The following is a 15729-nucleotide window of genomic DNA, read 5'->3' on the forward strand; positions in this document are numbered from 1 at the left end:
GGAGTAGCGGTTTTTCTTTATAATTGAAAAGAGAAAATTTATAAAGTGTCTCCAGTTGTTCCATAAGATTTTCATCATAAAGTTCTGGAGTTTGATTAGAGAATCATGTCAATCAAACTCCAACGCTCGATAAAGCGATGATGTATCTGTGGAAGGAGATTATGTTTGCTAAGGTATTTTTTGCAGAAATAGTGGTACAATATCCTTAGAATAGTTCAAAATTTATCTTTGCTAGGGGAAAGGGAGATTGAACTCCCTGATGCATCCGTCTTAGTATGGGATTAATGTCCTATAAAAAGGAAATGTTATAAAGGTGATATTGATGGAAAGATATGAATTTACAGCGACAACAGCAAAATCAGATATAATAATTGGTATCCTTTTTCCCATGTTCCTCATGCTTCCTGTATTGGGAATACAGTTGGCTATATTCTATTTAAAACTGAATGTTTTTTTAAAATCACAACCTCTTTTTCTTTATACGATAGTATTAGTATTTTTTGGTATTAGTTTTCTTTTAATTAAAAAAATACAAGGTAGTCTAGTGAAGAATTTTGTCGTAGAATTATCTGGAAGAAATATTAGGATTTGGTGTGATGGAAAGGAGATTGTATCAGGAGAAGTTATTTTCTGTAGGATAAAAAATAAGGAGCCTAAACTGGGGGCGAGAGCCTTAAATGTAGACATAGACACCAAGGGGGATAACATTAAATTTCGAGTTCGGTCTAAGGAATATGAAAATTTATCATCTTCTACTTGGAATCCTCTCGGGACAAGCAAACCCTCTGATGTAGAAACGTTATTATCTTTGGGCAAAAAAATAAAAAATGCTATGGAAGAAGAAGTTTTGATAGAAGATGAAGCTTCAAAAAAACCTCGATCGTTTTGATTTAAAATGGGTAAACCTACTTGAAATTATAGTCTGATACGAAAGATTTAGTATGTCATTTTTTCCAAAAGTTACTAGAATTTTGATAGAAATTCAATTTTCTTCTTGACCCTGACCTTGGGTAAGGGATTATACTAATAGTAGATAAGAAAGGAGATTACTATGAAAATCAATATGATTCGTTCAGATAAAGTTTATCAAGAGATGCTAGAGCTACCCTTAGAAAAGAGAGAAGGTTGCTTTCGAGCCAAAATATTAGCACCTTTTGCAACGAAATACCAAACTCAACACATTCCTTTAAAAGCGAAGTATCCTGGAGGATTTGATGCTCTGTTTCTACTTGGCTTTATGAATCAGTTGCCTGCAACTCTCTCGGAAAAGGATAGACCGGCTATCGACGCTCTAAGTTCTGATCAACTCTGGCAAAATTGTCAAGATACCATCAAGAGGAGTATTGGCCTTTTTGAGCAAGCTGGCTATGATTTAGAGGTTGAGGATTACCATTTTACTATTTTATTGGGCAATCCAGACAAGCCTATGCTACAACTCAATAAGGGTTACAGCGGAGATGGTGGAATCCCAGGCTACCTCATGCTTAGTCTACTACCAAATGACTATACTTTGCCACGTGTGCAGGCAGCTCTGGCCCACGAGTGCAATCACAATGTCCGCTTCCAATTTATCAAATGGAAGCAGCAGACGACACTAGCAGACTGGGTAGTCAGTGAAGGATTGGCAGAGTCTTTTGCAGCTGAGCTCTATGGTAAAGAGCTCATTGGACCTTGGGTAACTTCAACCAGTCCAGAGCAATTAGATGAGATAAAGCCCATCATCTCAAGTCAGCTTCAGCTAACAGGGATGGCGGAAATGGCTCCTTATCTCTACGGTGATGAAATCGCTGAGATTCAAGGTCAACTACCAGTCGGTATGCCTTATGCTGCAGGCTATGCTTATGGCTATCATCTGATACAAGCTTATCTCAAAAAGACTGGCAAGAGTATTATTGAAGCGACAGTAACACCGACAGAAGAAATTTTAGAGGCTACAAAAGACTTTTGGAAATGATACATTTTTGCTTGAAAATCTGCCTGAACCTGATATAATGTAGATAATTTCTGGAGGTGACAATATGTACTATAAAAGAGTCGAATTGAAAGTTACAAATCAAGGTATCCATGAGCGAAAGATTTTTCAAGGTGTCAAGATTTTCAATCGTAGTAAGCTGTCCAAAGATCAGAAAAGCATTCTGACGCAGAAGCTTTACCTGACACCAAAGCAAAACATCGTTTACTATCAGCGAACAGATGTCAACTATGACCAGAACTGGCATCATCATAAGGACTATTACGAACTAGCTTATGACCAGTTGGACAGAGAAACTGTCTTTAAGGTTTGTCAAGATTTTGACGAACTAAGTCCTTTTCTGGAGAATGAGCTACTGGAGAAGCTAAAAGAAAAGCAGTCATCAGGCAAGTTTTTTGAAAAATTAGATATATAAAAATCCGGCTGCTTTTATAAGCAGTCGGATTTCTTTGAGTTATAGTTTGATAATCTTTCATAAGGAAAAATAGATCTATTTTTATCATGAACAGCTAACTTAGTTAGAACTTTTGGAAACAGTATAGTTGACATCTATGGGGAATAAACATATAATTAAGAAAAATGATTGAGTACTCACTCAATTTTTTAGATGTGTAAAGGAGTTCATACAATGGTTGTTCAAGCAATACAATATAGTCGTTTCGGTGATGAAGAAGTGTTAGATTTAGTGAACATTAAATCTGATGTTTTGAAAGTGAATCAAGTTAGGGTAGAAGTTTATGCAGTTGGTTTAAATCCTATTGATTATAAAACTTTTGAGGGTGCAAAGCCACTTCGTTTTCTATCTTTTATGACGAAACTAAGGAAGCCAAGTCGTTGGTTTGAGTCAAAATCATCTCTTTTTCCAAGAGGTATTGGTCGGGATTTTGCTGGAGTTATCACAGAAGTTGGTGAAGGAGTAAGTCGGTTTGCAGTAGGTGATAAGGTTTTTGGAACAATGATCAGTGACCCTGGATTAGGCACCAAGAGAGGAGCTTTGGCAACAGAAATTTGTGTCAATGAATCAGAAATTGTGTTGAAGCCAGAGATGATTGATATGAACCATGCAGCTACTATGGGTGTAGCCTCTCTAACTGTGGGAGGTGCTTTTAGAAAGATTGAGCTAAACTCTAAAGATGTTGTAGTTATTTCAGCAGCAGGAGGAGGTATTGGAAGTATCGCAGTACAGTATGCGGTTGCTAAAGGTGCAACGGTTATCGGAATTGCGAGTAAGAAAAATTCAGATTATCTGAAGTCTTTAGGTGCTATACCGGTAGCCTACGAAGAGAACATCCAGAATGCTCTTCTATCAGCAAGTGCAAAGCCAATTACAAAATTCTTGGATTGCTATGGAAGTGATTATGTTAAATTGGCTTTCAGTTTGGGATTGAAGGGCACGGCTATTGGAACGCTAGTACCTTCACCATATGTTATGATAAAAGGTGCCCAGTTCACGGGTCCGAGACATTCCACATATGATGATTTGAACACTCTAGCAGAAATGGTCTCAGAAGGGAAGGTTCGGCTGAATATTGATCAGGTTTATGATTTTTCTCTAAAGTCTGTTAGAGAGGCATATCGTAGTCTAAAATTGGGACACACTCGAGGTAAGAAAGTCGTAAAAGTAAGAAAGTAGCAGAGAGGTGCCAGCAATGGAAAGTTTAGAAGAAAAGTATGCTCAGACATTAGAAAATAGCAACCTGAGTTTAAAACAACGTCAAGTATTATTATCAAGTCTAAAGTTATTTTCAGAAATTGGCTTTGAAAATACAACAGCCAGCCTTATTGCTAAAGAGGCTGGAGTTTCAGAAGGGACAGTTTTTAGTTACTTTAAAACTAAGGAAGGCATCTTAGAAGCAATTTTATCGACTTTTCTTAAACAAGTTATTCCAGATGTGATTGCTGATTTTTCTGAGAAGAAATTTATAGCAAACCAAGAGTCTTTTCCGCTATTTTTAAGAAGCATAGTTAGAGATAGACTAGTTTTTATTCAGGAGAATCAAATGCAAGTTAAAATTCTCTTGAACCGTTCTTTTATTGATAAAACTATTTCTGAGCAGTTAGGGAATACCATTGTTCACTCTATCATTAAGCCAATTAGTCCAGTTCTGAATCAGTTTAAAGAAAATGGTGTTATCCGAGATTGGTCAAATGAAAGAATCGTTCGTTATATTCTAGCTTTGAGTCTTTCTTATGCTCTTCCAATGATGTTGAATAATAATGAGGACCTAGACATAGATGAAGCAGTAAATGAAATAGTTGAATGCCTGTCTTTTGCCTTAGTAGAAGTAAAATAAATCTTGATTTTAAGCTTACTATTTTAAATAGTGAGCTTTTTTGAAGCCTACATAAAAATCCCCAATCAGAGCGATTGAGGATTAAGCAAATGAATCTTAAACAATACCTTGTGCAATCATAGCGTTTGCTACATTTTCGAAGGCAGCGATATTAGCACCAGCCAGGTAGTCAGTACCAAGACCGTATGTTTCAGCGGTTGTTTTAGCTGTGTTGAAGATGTTGGTCATGATGTCTTTGAGACGTCCATCAACTTCTTCACGGGTCCATGAGAGGCGAAGGCTGTTTTGGCTCATTTCAAGTGCTGATACAGCTACACCACCAGCGTTGGCAGCTTTGGCAGGTCCGTAAAGGATTCCGTTTTCTTTGTAGACTTTAATCGCATCAAGGTCACTAGGCATGTTAGCACCTTCAGATACACAGATAACGCCTTGAGCAACCAAACGTTTAGCTGCGTCACCATTGATTTCGTTTTGAGTCGCACATGGAAGAGCGATGTCGTAGTTCCCAGCGTAAGTCCATACAGAACCTTCATGGTAAGTAGCAGTGGCTTTTTCAGCAGCGTACTCAGTCAAACGTGCACGACGGTTATTCTTCACATCTGCTAGAAGGTCGAAGTCGATACCATTTTCGTCAATGACATAACCATTTGAGTCAGATACAGAGATGACAGTAGCACCAAGTTCAGTTGCTTTTTGAAGAGCGTATTGGGCCACGTTACCAGAACCTGAAATCACAACCTTCTTACCAGCAAAGCTGTTACCGTTGGCTTTGAGCATTTCTTCAGTATAGTAAACCAAACCGTAACCAGTTGCTTCTGGACGAATCAAGCTACCACCGAATCCAAGAGGTTTACCAGTCAAGACACCAGCATCAAATTGGTTAAGGCGTTTGTATTGTCCGTAAAGGTAACCAATTTCACGTCCACCAACACCGATATCGCCAGCTGGGACGTCAAGTGATGGTCCGATGTATTTTTGCAATTCTGTCATAAAGCTTTGGCAGAAGCGCATCACTTCAGCATCAGTCTTTCCTTTAGGATCGAAGTCTGATCCCCCTTTACCTCCACCGATTGGAAGGCCAGTCAAGACGTTTTTAAAGATTTGTTCGAAGCCGAGGAATTTCAAGATCCCTTGGTTTACAGTTGGGTGGAAACGAAGTCCGCCTTTATATGGTCCAACAGCTGAGTTGAATTGAACACGGTAACCACGGTTCACTTGGACTTTTCCATTACGGTCAACCCAAGGAACACGGAAAGAAATCACGCGCTCAGGCTCAGTGATACGTGCCAAGATGTTTTCTTCGATATACTCAGGGTGTTTTTCAAAGACAGGCTCCAAGGTACTGAAGAATTCTTCAACCGCCTGGAGAAATTCAGCCTCGTGCCCATTACGAGCTGTTACAGTTTCAAACACGCTTTGGATATATTCTTTAGCAGATGTCATATCGTTCTCCTTTGTTGTTATATTTTATTACATGAGCCATTATAGCAGAATTTTCTGGGGGTGTAAAGAAAAAAACGAAAATTTTCTAAAAATTCTTTCAATTTACATTCAGTCAATACTAAGAGTATTATCAAAAAACGAACGTTTTCTCTAGAAATAACTTTCTCAAAGAGAAAATCTTAAAGTATGGTATAATATTAGAAATAAAAGGAATCTGGAGGATCAGAATCATGGTATCAACGAAAACACAAATAGCTGGCTTTGAATTTGACAATTGCTTGATGAATGCAGCGGGTGTTGCTTGTATGACGATAGAGGAGCTAGAAGGGGTTAAAAACTCAGCGGCGGGTGCTTTTGTTACGAAGACTGCGACCTTGGACTTTCGTCAGGGAAATCCTGAACCACGTTACCAGGATGTTCCACTTGGTTCTATCAACTCCATGGGATTACCAAATAATGGCTTAGACTACTATCTGGACTATCTTTTGGACTTGCAGGAAAAAGAACCAAACCGTACTTTCTTCCTATCTCTAGTTGGCATGTCTCCAGAAGAAACACATGCCATCTTGAAAAAAGTTCAAGAGAGTGAATTCAAAGGACTGACAGAGCTCAATCTCTCTTGTCCAAACGTTCCAGGAAAACCTCAAATTGCCTATGATTTTGAGACAACAGACCGGATTTTGTCAGAGGTATTTGCCTACTTTACCAAACCTCTTGGGATCAAATTACCACCATATTTTGATATTGTTCACTTTGATCAAGCGGCAGCTATTTTCAACAAGTATCCTCTTAAGTTTGTCAACTGTGTTAACTCTATCGGAAACGGACTTTATATAGAAGACGAGTCTGTCGTGATTCGTCCTAAAAATGGTTTTGGTGGCATTGGTGGAGAGTATATCAAACCGACTGCTCTTGCTAATGTGCACGCCTTCTACCAACGTTTAAATCCTCAAATCCAAATCATCGGAACGGGTGGTGTTCTAACGGGTCGTGATGCTTTTGAACATATCCTCTGTGGTGCTAGTATGGTGCAAGTAGGAACGACGCTCCACAAGGAAGGTGTTGGTGCTTTTGAACGAATTACCAATGAACTGAAAGCTATTATGGCGGAAAAAGGGTACGAGAGCCTAGAAGATTTCCGTGGGAAATTGCGCTATATTGATTAAGTTTAATAAAAAATCAGAAGAAAGGAGAGAAGATGCTAGCCATTGAAGACAGTCAGAAGTTGACTTTATCAAATCTATCTAGCTTGAACCTATTTACAGGGACAGATCAGGGTCAGTTTGAAGTTATGAAGAGTCAAGTGTTGAAGCAGATTGGTTATGATTCAGCTGATCTCAATTTTGCTTACTTTGATATGAAAGAAGTAGCTTATAAAGACTTAGAGTTGGAGTTGGTCAGTCTCCCTTTCTTTGCGGATGAGAAAATCGTGATATTAGACCATTTTGTCGATATTACAACTGCCAAAAAACGCTTTTTAACAGATGATGAGCTCAAGTCATTTGAGGAATACCTTGACAATCCTTCACCGACGACTAAACTTTTGATTTTTGCGGAAGGAAAACTGGATAGTAAGAGACGGCTGGTCAAATTGCTCAAACGAGATGCGACTGTCTTTGATGCTATTGAACCCAAGGAACAAGAATTGCGCCAGTATTTCCAAAAGTGGAGCCAGAAACAAGGTCTGCAGTTTGTGGGGCAATCCTTTGAAAATCTACTTATCAAGTCTGGTTTTCAATTTAGTGAAATCCAGAAAAATCTCCTCTTCTTACAGTCTTATAAGTCAGGCGATGTGATTGAGGAAAAGGATATTATCGAAGCCATTCCAAAGACTTTGCAAGACAATATTTTTGATTTGACTCAGTTTATTTTAGCTAAGAAGATTGACCAGGCGCGTGACTTGGTTAGAGATTTGACCTTGCAAGGGGAAGACGAAATTAAGCTCATAGCGGTCATGTTAGGACAGTTTCGAACCTTTACTCAGGTGAAAATTTTATCAGAGACTGGTCAGACGGAATCGCAGATCGCAAGCAGTCTGGGAACTTACTTGGGACGCAATCCTAATCCTTATCAAATCAAGTTCGCATTCAGAGATTCGAGAGGGATTTCCTTGGCCTTTCTCAAACAAGCAATTTCTTATTTAATTGAAGCAGATTATCAGATTAAAACAGGTGTCTATGAAAAAGGCTACCTTTTTGAGAGAGCGCTGTTACAGATATCTAGCCAAGCATAATGAGCAAAAAACTTGAAAAAAGAGGATGATTGCGTTATCATTTTCATATAGAAAGAAAAAGAGGTATTACAGATGGCTATTATCTTACCAGACCTTCCATACGCATACGATGCTTTGGAACCATACATCGATGCAGAAACAATGCACTTGCACCATGACAAACACCACCAAACTTATGTAAACAATGCAAATGCAGCTCTTGAAAAACACCCTGAAATTGGTGAAGACCTTGAAGCTTTGCTTGCTGATGTAGAATCTATCCCAGTTGATATCCGCCAAGCACTTATCAACAATGGTGGTGGACACTTGAACCACGCTCTTTTCTGGGAATTGATGACTCCTGAGAAAACAGCCCCATCAGCAGAACTTGCAGCAGCAATCGATGCAACATTTGGTTCATTTGAAGAGTTCCAAGCAGCCTTTACAGCAGCAGCTACAACTCGCTTCGGTTCTGGATGGGCATGGTTGGTTGTCAACAAAGAAGGGAAGCTTGAAGTAACTTCAACAGCAAACCAAGACACACCAATCTCAGAAGGCAAAAAACCAATCTTGGGCTTGGATGTTTGGGAACATGCTTACTACGTGAAATACCGCAACGTGCGTCCTGACTACATCAAAGCTTTCTTCTCAGTGATCAACTGGAACAAGGTAAATGAGCTCTACGCAGCAGCTAAATAAAAATATGGAGGGAAGAGTCATTCTTCTCTTTTTTGGTTTATATGGCAGAGGTCTGACAAAATCGTCAGACTTTTTTCATTTTTATGAGAAACGTGCTAACTGCTAGAAATTATGGTAAAATAGAGTGTTAAGTAATCGTGGAAAAGGAAGACTATGCGTAAAGAAATTGCACCTGAATTATACAACTATAACAAGTTTCCTGGCCCAGAATTTCATGTAAATGGGGATAAGGTTGAGACTGAAGGGATTGCTTTTACCTTGGTTGAAAATATCAAGGATGCCTTCGATGTGACAGTCTTTAATCAACGCTTCTCAGAAGTGTTGACCAAGTTTGATTATGTCGTGGGGGACTGGAGTAATGAACAGCTCCGCCTACGTGGTTTTTACAAAGATGACCGAACAGAGGAAAAAATTGAAAAGATTAGTCGTCTACAGGACTATCTTTTGGAGTATTGTAGTTATGGTTGTGCCTATTTTGTCCTAGAAAATCAAGCACCGAAACGGGCTTCATTTGACAAGAAAATGCGTAAAAAGGAAGAGGAAAACTTTCCTAGAAGAGGCAAGAAACCTTCGCAAAACAAGAGAAAACCAAATGCGGATAAGCGAAATAGACGTCGTCATAAGGACCAAAAGTCTCAGAAAGAGGACAAGGGACAGCGCCATTTTGTCATTCGTCAGAAATAGATAGAGAATAAGGAGAAGAGATGAAACCGTCTATTTATAGTTTAACACGTCAAACCATGCAAGAATGGGTATTAGAACAGGGAGAAAAGAAATTCCGAGCAGATCAAATCTGGGAATGGCTCTACCGTAAACGTGTCCAGTCATTTGAAGAAATGACCAACCTTTCCAAGGATTTGATTGCCAAGCTCAATGAGCAGTTTGTGGTAAATCCTTTGAAACAACGAATTGTGCAAGAGTCAGCTGACGGTACCGTTAAGTATCTTTTTGAGTTGCCAGATGGCATGTTGATTGAGACAGTACTGATGCGTCAGCACTACGGTTTGTCAGTCTGTGTGACCACTCAGGTCGGTTGTAATATCGGTTGTACCTTCTGTGCATCAGGCTTGATTAAGAAGCAACGTGACCTTAATAACGGGGAAATCGTAGCGCAGATCATGCTAGTTCAGAAATACTTTGATGAGCGTGGTCAGGATGAACGTGTCAGCCATATCGTTGTCATGGGAATTGGTGAACCATTTGATAACTACAACAATGTTTTGAATTTCGTCCGTACCATCAATGATGACAAGGGGATGGCAATCGGTGCTCGTCACATTACGGTTTCAACCTCAGGTTTGGCCCATAAAATTCGTGACTTTGCTAATGAAGGTGTACAGGTTAATCTGGCTGTTTCCCTTCACGCACCCAATAATGAATTGCGCTCAAGCATCATGAAGATCAACCGTGCCTTTCCGATTGAAAAACTCTTCGCAGCTATTGAGTATTATATCGAAACAACAAATCGTCGTGTAACCTTTGAATACATCATGCTCAATGAAGTTAACGATGGTGTTGAACAAGCCTTGGAATTGGCGGAATTGCTCAAGAACATCAAGAAATTGTCATATGTCAACTTGATTCCTTATAATCCAGTTAGTGAACATGACCAATATAGCCGTAGTCCTAAAGAACGCGTGATGGCCTTCTACGATACCCTCAAGAAAAAAGGGGTCAACTGTGTTGTTCGTCAGGAACATGGTACAGATATTGATGCAGCTTGTGGGCAATTGCGTTCCAATACAATGAAACGTGACCGCCAGAAGGCAGTCGCAGCGGTAAATCCATAAATGACTAAAAAAAGAGAATTAATCTTAAGATTGGGAGTGGCTATTTACAGCCTTTGCATTATTTGCTTTTGCTTTACTCCCCAACCTCAGCTTCCTACAGGAGTGGAAACTCCAGGTATTCAAACTTTTGGACGCCTGGTTTTTCTTTTGACGCCTTTTAACTCCCTTTGGAATCTAGGTGAAGTGACCAGTTTGGGACAGGTCCTTTGGATCTTTTTACAGAACATTTTAAATGTCTTCTTGCTTTTCCCACTAGTCTTTCAACTGATCTATCTCTGTCCAAACTTGCGGCAAACGAAAAAAATCCTCCTTCTCAGTTTTCTACTGAGTCTAGGAATTGAGTGTACGCAACTGGCCTTAGACTTTTTCTTTGATTTTAATCGAGTCTTTGAGATTGATGATTTGTGGACCAATACCTTGGGAGGCTATCTGGCTTGGGTCCTCTATAAAGGACTGCATAAAAACAAGATAAGGAATTAGAATGAGTATTTTAGAAGTTAAAAATTTGAGTCACGGTTTTGGTGACCGTGCAATTTTTGAAGATGTGTCTTTCCGTCTCCTAAAGGGAGAGCATATCGGTCTGGTCGGTGCCAATGGTGAAGGGAAATCAACCTTTATGAGCATTGTGACAGGTAAGATGTTGCCAGATGAAGGGAAAGTGGAGTGGTCTAAGTATGTGACTGCTGGCTACCTGGATCAGCATGCTGTGCTAAAGGAAGGCCAAACTGTGCGTGATGTTTTGCGGACAGCCTTTGATGAGCTTTTTAAAGCAGAAGCTCGTATCAATGACCTCTATATGGAAATGGCAGAAGAGGGTGCTGATATTGATGCGCTAATGGAAGAAGTTGGTGAACTCCAAGATCGTTTGGAGAGCCGTGACTTCTATACTTTGGATGCTAAGATTGATGAAGTGGCGCGTGCTTTCGGTGTCATGGACTTTGGCATGGATACGGATGTAACTGCCTTATCAGGCGGTCAAAGAACCAAGGTCCTCTTGGCCAAACTCCTTCTTGAAAAACCAGATATCTTGTTACTGGACGAGCCAACCAACTACTTGGATGCTGAACACATTGACTGGCTCAAGCGTTATCTCCAAAACTATGAGAATGCCTTTGTCCTCATTTCTCACGATATTCCTTTCCTCAACGACGTGATCAATATCGTCTATCACGTGGAAAATCAACAGCTGACGCGTTATTCTGGTGACTACTACCAGTTCCAAGAAGTCTATGCCGTGAAGAAATCTCAGCTAGAAGCGGCCTATGAACGTCAACAGAAAGAGATTGCAGACCTCAAAGACTTTGTAGCTCGAAACAAAGCCCGTGTCGCAACGCGTAATATGGCCATGTCTCGCCAGAAGAAATTGGATAAGATGGATATCATTGAACTGCAAAGTGAGAAACCAAAGCCGTCCTTTGATTTCAAAACAGCTCGTACGCCAGGGCGTTTTATCTTCCAAGCAAAAGATTTGCAGATTGGTTATGACCGTCCTCTGACTAAGCCTTTAAATCTCACCTTTGAACGCAATCAAAAGGTTGCCATTATTGGAGCCAATGGTATCGGGAAAACAACTCTCTTGAAGAGTCTCTTAGGCATTATTCCGCCAATCGCTGGAGAAGTCGAACGCGGTGATTACCTAGAACTTGGTTACTTTGAACAGGAAGTAGAAGGAGGCAATCGTCAAACACCATTAGAGGCCGTCTGGAATGCCTTTCCTGCCCTTAATCAAGCAGAAGTCCGTGCAGCCCTTGCCCGTTGTGGTTTAACAACCAAACACATCGAAAGTCAGATTCAGGTCTTGTCAGGTGGGGAACAAGCCAAGGTGCGTTTCTGTCTCTTGATGAACCGTGAAAACAACGTTTTAGTGCTGGACGAGCCGACCAACCACTTGGATGTAGATGCCAAGGACGAACTCAAACGGGCGCTTAAAGAATACAAAGGAAGCATTCTCATGGTTTGCCACGAACCAGACTTTTATGAAGGCTGGATGGACCAAATCTGGGACTTTAACAAGCTAACTTAAAAATGAGGGAAAAAGAAATACAGTATCGAATGCGGATACTGTATTTTTTAGGTTATTTAGGATTTAAAATCGTAATCTTTTACCACTTCGATACTATCGATAGTGATAGCAGTAGTTGGTTTGTCTTTTTCATCTTTTTCAGCCTTGGCAATCTTGTCAACAATATCCATGCCGTCGATGACTTGGCCAAAGACTGGGTGTTTACCATCTAGACTAGGATTTCCACCCTCTTTATAGGCTTCGATGATCTTCTTTGGATACTTACTTGTAGGGAGTTTAGCAGAGGTATCTGTAGAGTTTTGGTTGATGAAGAACTGGCTACCATTGGTGTTTGGTTGACCAGTATTAGCCATAGCAAGAGCTCCTCGGATATTGTATAGGTAAGGAGAAATTTCATTTTTGAAACCAGTTCCCTTGTCCTTCGTTTTATCCTTATCATGCCAGATAGATTGACCACCTGTACCATCTCCCTTAGGATCTCCAGTTTGGACCATAAAGCCATCGATGACACGGTGGAAAGTGATGCCGTTATAGTAACCTTCCTTAGCGTGAGTGAGAAAGTTTTCAACTGCTAAAGGAGCGAGTTTAGGGAAAAGTTTGATGCGTATATCACCCTGACTTGTGTGGAGAATGACTTCGGCTTCATCTTCAGCAACTTCTTTAGAAAGTTGAGGGAAGTTAGCATTTTCATTGGTCAGAGCATCGTTCAAATCTTTGGCGGCCTGAGCAGCTGCTTTAGAACTTTCTTCAGCAGAGATACTAGAGTCAACATAGTCATCGCCACGCAGACTACGTTGGATGCTACTACATCCAGCTAGGGCAACAGTTGATAGTAAAAGAAGGGTTGCTAGTTTTTTCATTGTTAACCTCTCAAAAATTCATTTCTACCATTGTACCTTAAAAGGGAAGTGATTTCAAATGTAAAAGATTTTACTAAAAATTTCTAGTAGTAAAAAAAATTAAAACTCTGTCAAGTTTTTTTCTTGACACCTGTCAAAAATCTGCTATAATAGAACATGTGCTAAATAGCTCAGCTATTTCACCGAAATAAAAAATAAGAAAAGAGACATTAAAAAATGGCAGTTAAAATCCGTTTGACTCGTATGGGTTCTAAGAAAAAACCTTTCTACCGTATCAACGTAGCAGATTCACGTTCACCACGTGACGGACGTTTCATCGAAACAGTTGGAACTTATAACCCACTTGTTGCTGAAAACCAAGTAACTTTGAAAGAAGACCGCGTTCTTGCATGGTTGGCTGATGGGGCTCAACCTTCAGATACAGTTCGCAACATCCTTTCAAAAGAAGGCGTATTGAAAAAATTCCACGATTCTAAATTCTCAAAATAAGTTTAAGTAGGTTGACAGATGGATACGATTGAAAATCTCATTATTGCGATTGTGAAACCTTTGATTTCACAACCTGATGCCTTAACTATCAAGATTGAAGACACACCAGAATTTTTGGAGTATCACTTGGATCTTGACCAAAGCGATGTCGGTCGTGTTATCGGTCGTAAGGGTCGCACTATCTCAGCGATAAGAACGATTGTCTACTCTGTCCCAACTGAAGACAAAAAAGTAAGAATCGTTATCAATGAAAAATAAAAAAAGCGGGACAGATGTCTCGCTTTTTTTGTGGAGAGCAGAAGATGAAAGATTTAACGTTTAAACAATTACAAGATTATTTACTCGAACATTACCAGCAATCTCGAACTGAGGAAGGCCTCTTTATCAAGCTAGTGGAGGAAGTCGGAGAAGTAGCCGAGGTCTTGAATGGGCGCTCTGGTCGAAAAGAGGGCGTTCAGGACTCAAATGAGGAACTAGCCAAAGAACTAGCTGATATTATTCACTACACTGTCGCAATTGCGGCCATCAACCATATTGATCTAACCAAAGCCATCTTTGACAAAGATAAGAAGGCTGCCATTAAGTACCAACATGAACGTGATTTAGAAAAGTTTTTAGACGCTCAAAGCTAATTGCAGTCACTGTTCTTCAACTTGTGAAAATCCTTGGAACGTGATAAAATAAAGGGTAGAAATAGATACAGGAGACAAGATGAACTACTTTAATGTTGGGAAAATCGTTAATACGCAGGGTCTGCAGGGTGAGATGCGTGTCTTGTCTGTGACGGATTTTTCAGAAGAACGGTTTAAAAAAGGAGCAGAGCTGGCTTTATTTGATGAAAAAGATCAGTTTGTTCAAACAGTAATAATCGCTAGCCATCGTAAGCATAAGAACTTTGACATTATCAAGTTCAAAGACATGTACCATATCAATGCGATTGAAAAGTACAAGGGCTATAGTCTCAAGGTCGCTGAGGAAGATTTGAACGATTTAGATGATGGTGAATTCTACTATCATGAAATTATTGGTTTGGATGTTTACGAGGGAGACAACTTGATTGGAACCATCAAGGAGATTCTGCAACCAGGTGCCAACGATGTCTGGGTAGTCAAACGAAAAGGTAAGCGCGATTTGCTTTTACCCTACATCCCACCAGTAGTTCTCAATGTTGATATTCCAAATAAACGAGTTGATGTGGATATCTTAGAAGGGTTAGACGATGAAGATTGATATTTTAACCCTCTTTCCTGAGATGTTTTCTCCATTGGAACACTCGATCGTTGGAAAAGCTCGAGAAAAAGGGCTCTTGGATATCCAGTATCATAATTTCAGAGAATACGCTGAAAAGGCCCGTCATGTTGACGATGAGCCCTACGGAGGCGGTCAGGGGATGTTGCTCCGAGCCCAACCCATTTTCGATGCCTTTGATGCTATTGAAAAGAAACATCCCCGCGTCATTCTTCTTGATCCTGCTGGGAAACAGTTCGATCAAGCTTACGCTGAGGATTTGGCTCAGGAAGATGAACTGATCTTTATTTGTGGTCACTATGAAGGGTATGACGAGCGCATCAAGACCCTGGTAACCGATGAGATTTCCCTAGGAGACTATGTCTTGACTGGAGGAGAATTGGCGGCCATGACCATGATCGATGCGACCGTTCGCCTGATTCCTGAAGTGATTGGCAAGGAGTCTAGCCACCAAGATGACAGTTTTTCTTCGGGACTCCTCGAATATCCTCAGTACACACGTCCTTATGACTATCGTGGCATGGTGGTTCCAGATGTGCTCATGAGTGGGCACCATGAAAAGATTCGCCAGTGGCGGCTGTATGAAAGTCTAAAGAAAACCTACCAGCGCAGACCTGACCTGCTAGAAAACTATCAACTGACAGCCGAAGAAGAAAAGATGCTGGCTAAAATTAAAGAAAACAAAGAATAAAGGAGAAC

General features: G+C 40.2%; 19 protein-coding genes. 17 read left to right on the forward strand and 2 right to left on the reverse strand.

Annotation, left to right across the window (positions count from 1 at the left end; all coding sequences use genetic code 11):
* Nucleotides 1-322: 322 nt before the first annotated feature.
* The 5 genes from ACIY14_RS00370 (at nucleotide 323) to ACIY14_RS00390 (ending at nucleotide 4266) form a co-directional block, all read left to right on the forward strand.
* Nucleotides 323-889, forward strand: coding sequence for a hypothetical protein (locus ACIY14_RS00370; RefSeq protein ID WP_409001128.1), 567 nt, complete (start codon nucleotides 323-325; stop codon nucleotides 887-889).
* Nucleotides 890-1051: 162 nt separating this feature from the next.
* Nucleotides 1052-1954, forward strand: a complete 903-nt coding sequence (locus ACIY14_RS00375; protein WP_409001129.1) for a DUF2268 domain-containing protein — start codon at nucleotides 1052-1054, stop codon at nucleotides 1952-1954.
* 64 nt (nucleotides 1955-2018) lie between these two features.
* Nucleotides 2019-2387 (forward strand): EXLDI protein, encoded by a 369-nt coding sequence (locus tag ACIY14_RS00380; protein WP_409001130.1) that lies wholly within the window; start codon nucleotides 2019-2021, stop codon nucleotides 2385-2387.
* A 213-nt stretch (nucleotides 2388-2600) separates the two neighbouring features.
* Nucleotides 2601-3605, forward strand: a complete 1005-nt coding sequence (locus tag ACIY14_RS00385; RefSeq protein ID WP_409001131.1) for an NADP-dependent oxidoreductase — start codon at nucleotides 2601-2603, stop codon at nucleotides 3603-3605.
* A gap of 16 nt (nucleotides 3606-3621) precedes the next feature.
* Nucleotides 3622-4266 carry a TetR/AcrR family transcriptional regulator gene (locus ACIY14_RS00390; protein ID WP_409001132.1) on the forward strand — a complete coding sequence of 215 codons (645 nt, stop codon included), beginning with the start codon at nucleotides 3622-3624 and terminating at the stop codon, nucleotides 4264-4266.
* Nucleotides 4267-4362: 96 nt separating this feature from the next.
* On the opposite strand, the gene gdhA is transcribed toward ACIY14_RS00390, so the two are convergent.
* Nucleotides 4363-5709, reverse strand: a complete 1347-nt coding sequence (gdhA, locus tag ACIY14_RS00395; protein WP_409001133.1) for an NADP-specific glutamate dehydrogenase — start codon at nucleotides 5707-5709, stop codon at nucleotides 4363-4365.
* A gap of 230 nt (nucleotides 5710-5939) precedes the next feature.
* On the opposite strand from gdhA, the gene ACIY14_RS00400 reads away from it, so the two are divergent.
* The 7 genes from ACIY14_RS00400 (at nucleotide 5940) to ACIY14_RS00430 (ending at nucleotide 12433) form a co-directional block, all read left to right on the forward strand.
* Nucleotides 5940-6875, forward strand: a complete 936-nt coding sequence (locus ACIY14_RS00400; protein WP_409001134.1) for a dihydroorotate oxidase — start codon at nucleotides 5940-5942, stop codon at nucleotides 6873-6875.
* A gap of 32 nt (nucleotides 6876-6907) precedes the next feature.
* On the forward strand, nucleotides 6908-7942 hold the full coding sequence (gene holA / locus ACIY14_RS00405) for a DNA polymerase III subunit delta (RefSeq protein ID WP_409001135.1): 1035 nt from the start codon (nucleotides 6908-6910) through the stop codon (nucleotides 7940-7942).
* Nucleotides 7943-8014: 72 nt separating this feature from the next.
* Nucleotides 8015-8620 carry a superoxide dismutase SodA gene (sodA, locus tag ACIY14_RS00410; protein ID WP_409001136.1) on the forward strand — a complete coding sequence of 202 codons (606 nt, stop codon included), beginning with the start codon at nucleotides 8015-8017 and terminating at the stop codon, nucleotides 8618-8620.
* 153 nt (nucleotides 8621-8773) lie between these two features.
* Complete coding sequence (locus ACIY14_RS00415; protein ID WP_409001137.1) at nucleotides 8774-9304, forward strand: YutD family protein; 531 nt, start codon at nucleotides 8774-8776, stop codon at nucleotides 9302-9304.
* A gap of 20 nt (nucleotides 9305-9324) precedes the next feature.
* A complete protein-coding gene (gene rlmN, locus ACIY14_RS00420; protein ID WP_000804768.1) occupies nucleotides 9325-10410 on the forward strand; it encodes a 23S rRNA (adenine(2503)-C(2))-methyltransferase RlmN in 1086 nt (361 codons plus the stop codon).
* Nucleotides 10411-10890 (forward strand): VanZ family protein, encoded by a 480-nt coding sequence (locus tag ACIY14_RS00425; protein WP_409001138.1) that lies wholly within the window; start codon nucleotides 10411-10413, stop codon nucleotides 10888-10890. It begins immediately after the preceding gene.
* 1 nt (nucleotide 10891) lies between these two features.
* Complete coding sequence (locus ACIY14_RS00430) at nucleotides 10892-12433, forward strand: ABC-F family ATP-binding cassette domain-containing protein (protein WP_409001139.1); 1542 nt, start codon at nucleotides 10892-10894, stop codon at nucleotides 12431-12433.
* 56 nt (nucleotides 12434-12489) lie between these two features.
* Here ACIY14_RS00430 and ACIY14_RS00435 read toward each other — a convergent pair whose 3' ends face one another.
* Nucleotides 12490-13293, reverse strand: a complete 804-nt coding sequence (locus tag ACIY14_RS00435) for a peptidylprolyl isomerase (protein ID WP_409001140.1) — start codon at nucleotides 13291-13293, stop codon at nucleotides 12490-12492.
* 216 nt (nucleotides 13294-13509) lie between these two features.
* On the opposite strand from ACIY14_RS00435, the gene rpsP reads away from it, so the two are divergent.
* From rpsP to trmD, 5 genes are all read left to right on the forward strand, one after another.
* Nucleotides 13510-13782, forward strand: a complete 273-nt coding sequence (gene rpsP, locus ACIY14_RS00440; RefSeq protein ID WP_000268760.1) for a 30S ribosomal protein S16 — start codon at nucleotides 13510-13512, stop codon at nucleotides 13780-13782.
* A gap of 18 nt (nucleotides 13783-13800) precedes the next feature.
* Nucleotides 13801-14040 carry an RNA-binding protein KphA gene (gene kphA / locus ACIY14_RS00445; protein ID WP_000379619.1) on the forward strand — a complete coding sequence of 80 codons (240 nt, stop codon included), beginning with the start codon at nucleotides 13801-13803 and terminating at the stop codon, nucleotides 14038-14040.
* 44 nt (nucleotides 14041-14084) lie between these two features.
* Nucleotides 14085-14414, forward strand: coding sequence for a MazG nucleotide pyrophosphohydrolase domain-containing protein (locus ACIY14_RS00450; RefSeq protein ID WP_409001141.1), 330 nt, complete (start codon nucleotides 14085-14087; stop codon nucleotides 14412-14414).
* A gap of 79 nt (nucleotides 14415-14493) precedes the next feature.
* Nucleotides 14494-15012: a ribosome maturation factor RimM gene (rimM, locus tag ACIY14_RS00455; protein ID WP_409001142.1), complete on the forward strand. Its 519-nt coding sequence runs from the start codon at nucleotides 14494-14496 to the stop codon at nucleotides 15010-15012.
* The gene (gene trmD, locus ACIY14_RS00460) at nucleotides 15002-15721 is read left to right on the forward strand and encodes a tRNA (guanosine(37)-N1)-methyltransferase TrmD (RefSeq protein ID WP_409001143.1); all 720 of its coding nucleotides are present in this window, start codon (nucleotides 15002-15004) and stop codon (nucleotides 15719-15721) included. Before rimM ends, trmD begins: the two co-directional genes overlap by 11 nt.
* Nucleotides 15722-15729: the final 8 nt, after the last annotated feature.

The sequence above is a fragment of the Streptococcus sp. ST16 genome, from assembly GCF_046098135.1.
Classification (GTDB): domain Bacteria; phylum Bacillota; class Bacilli; order Lactobacillales; family Streptococcaceae; genus Streptococcus.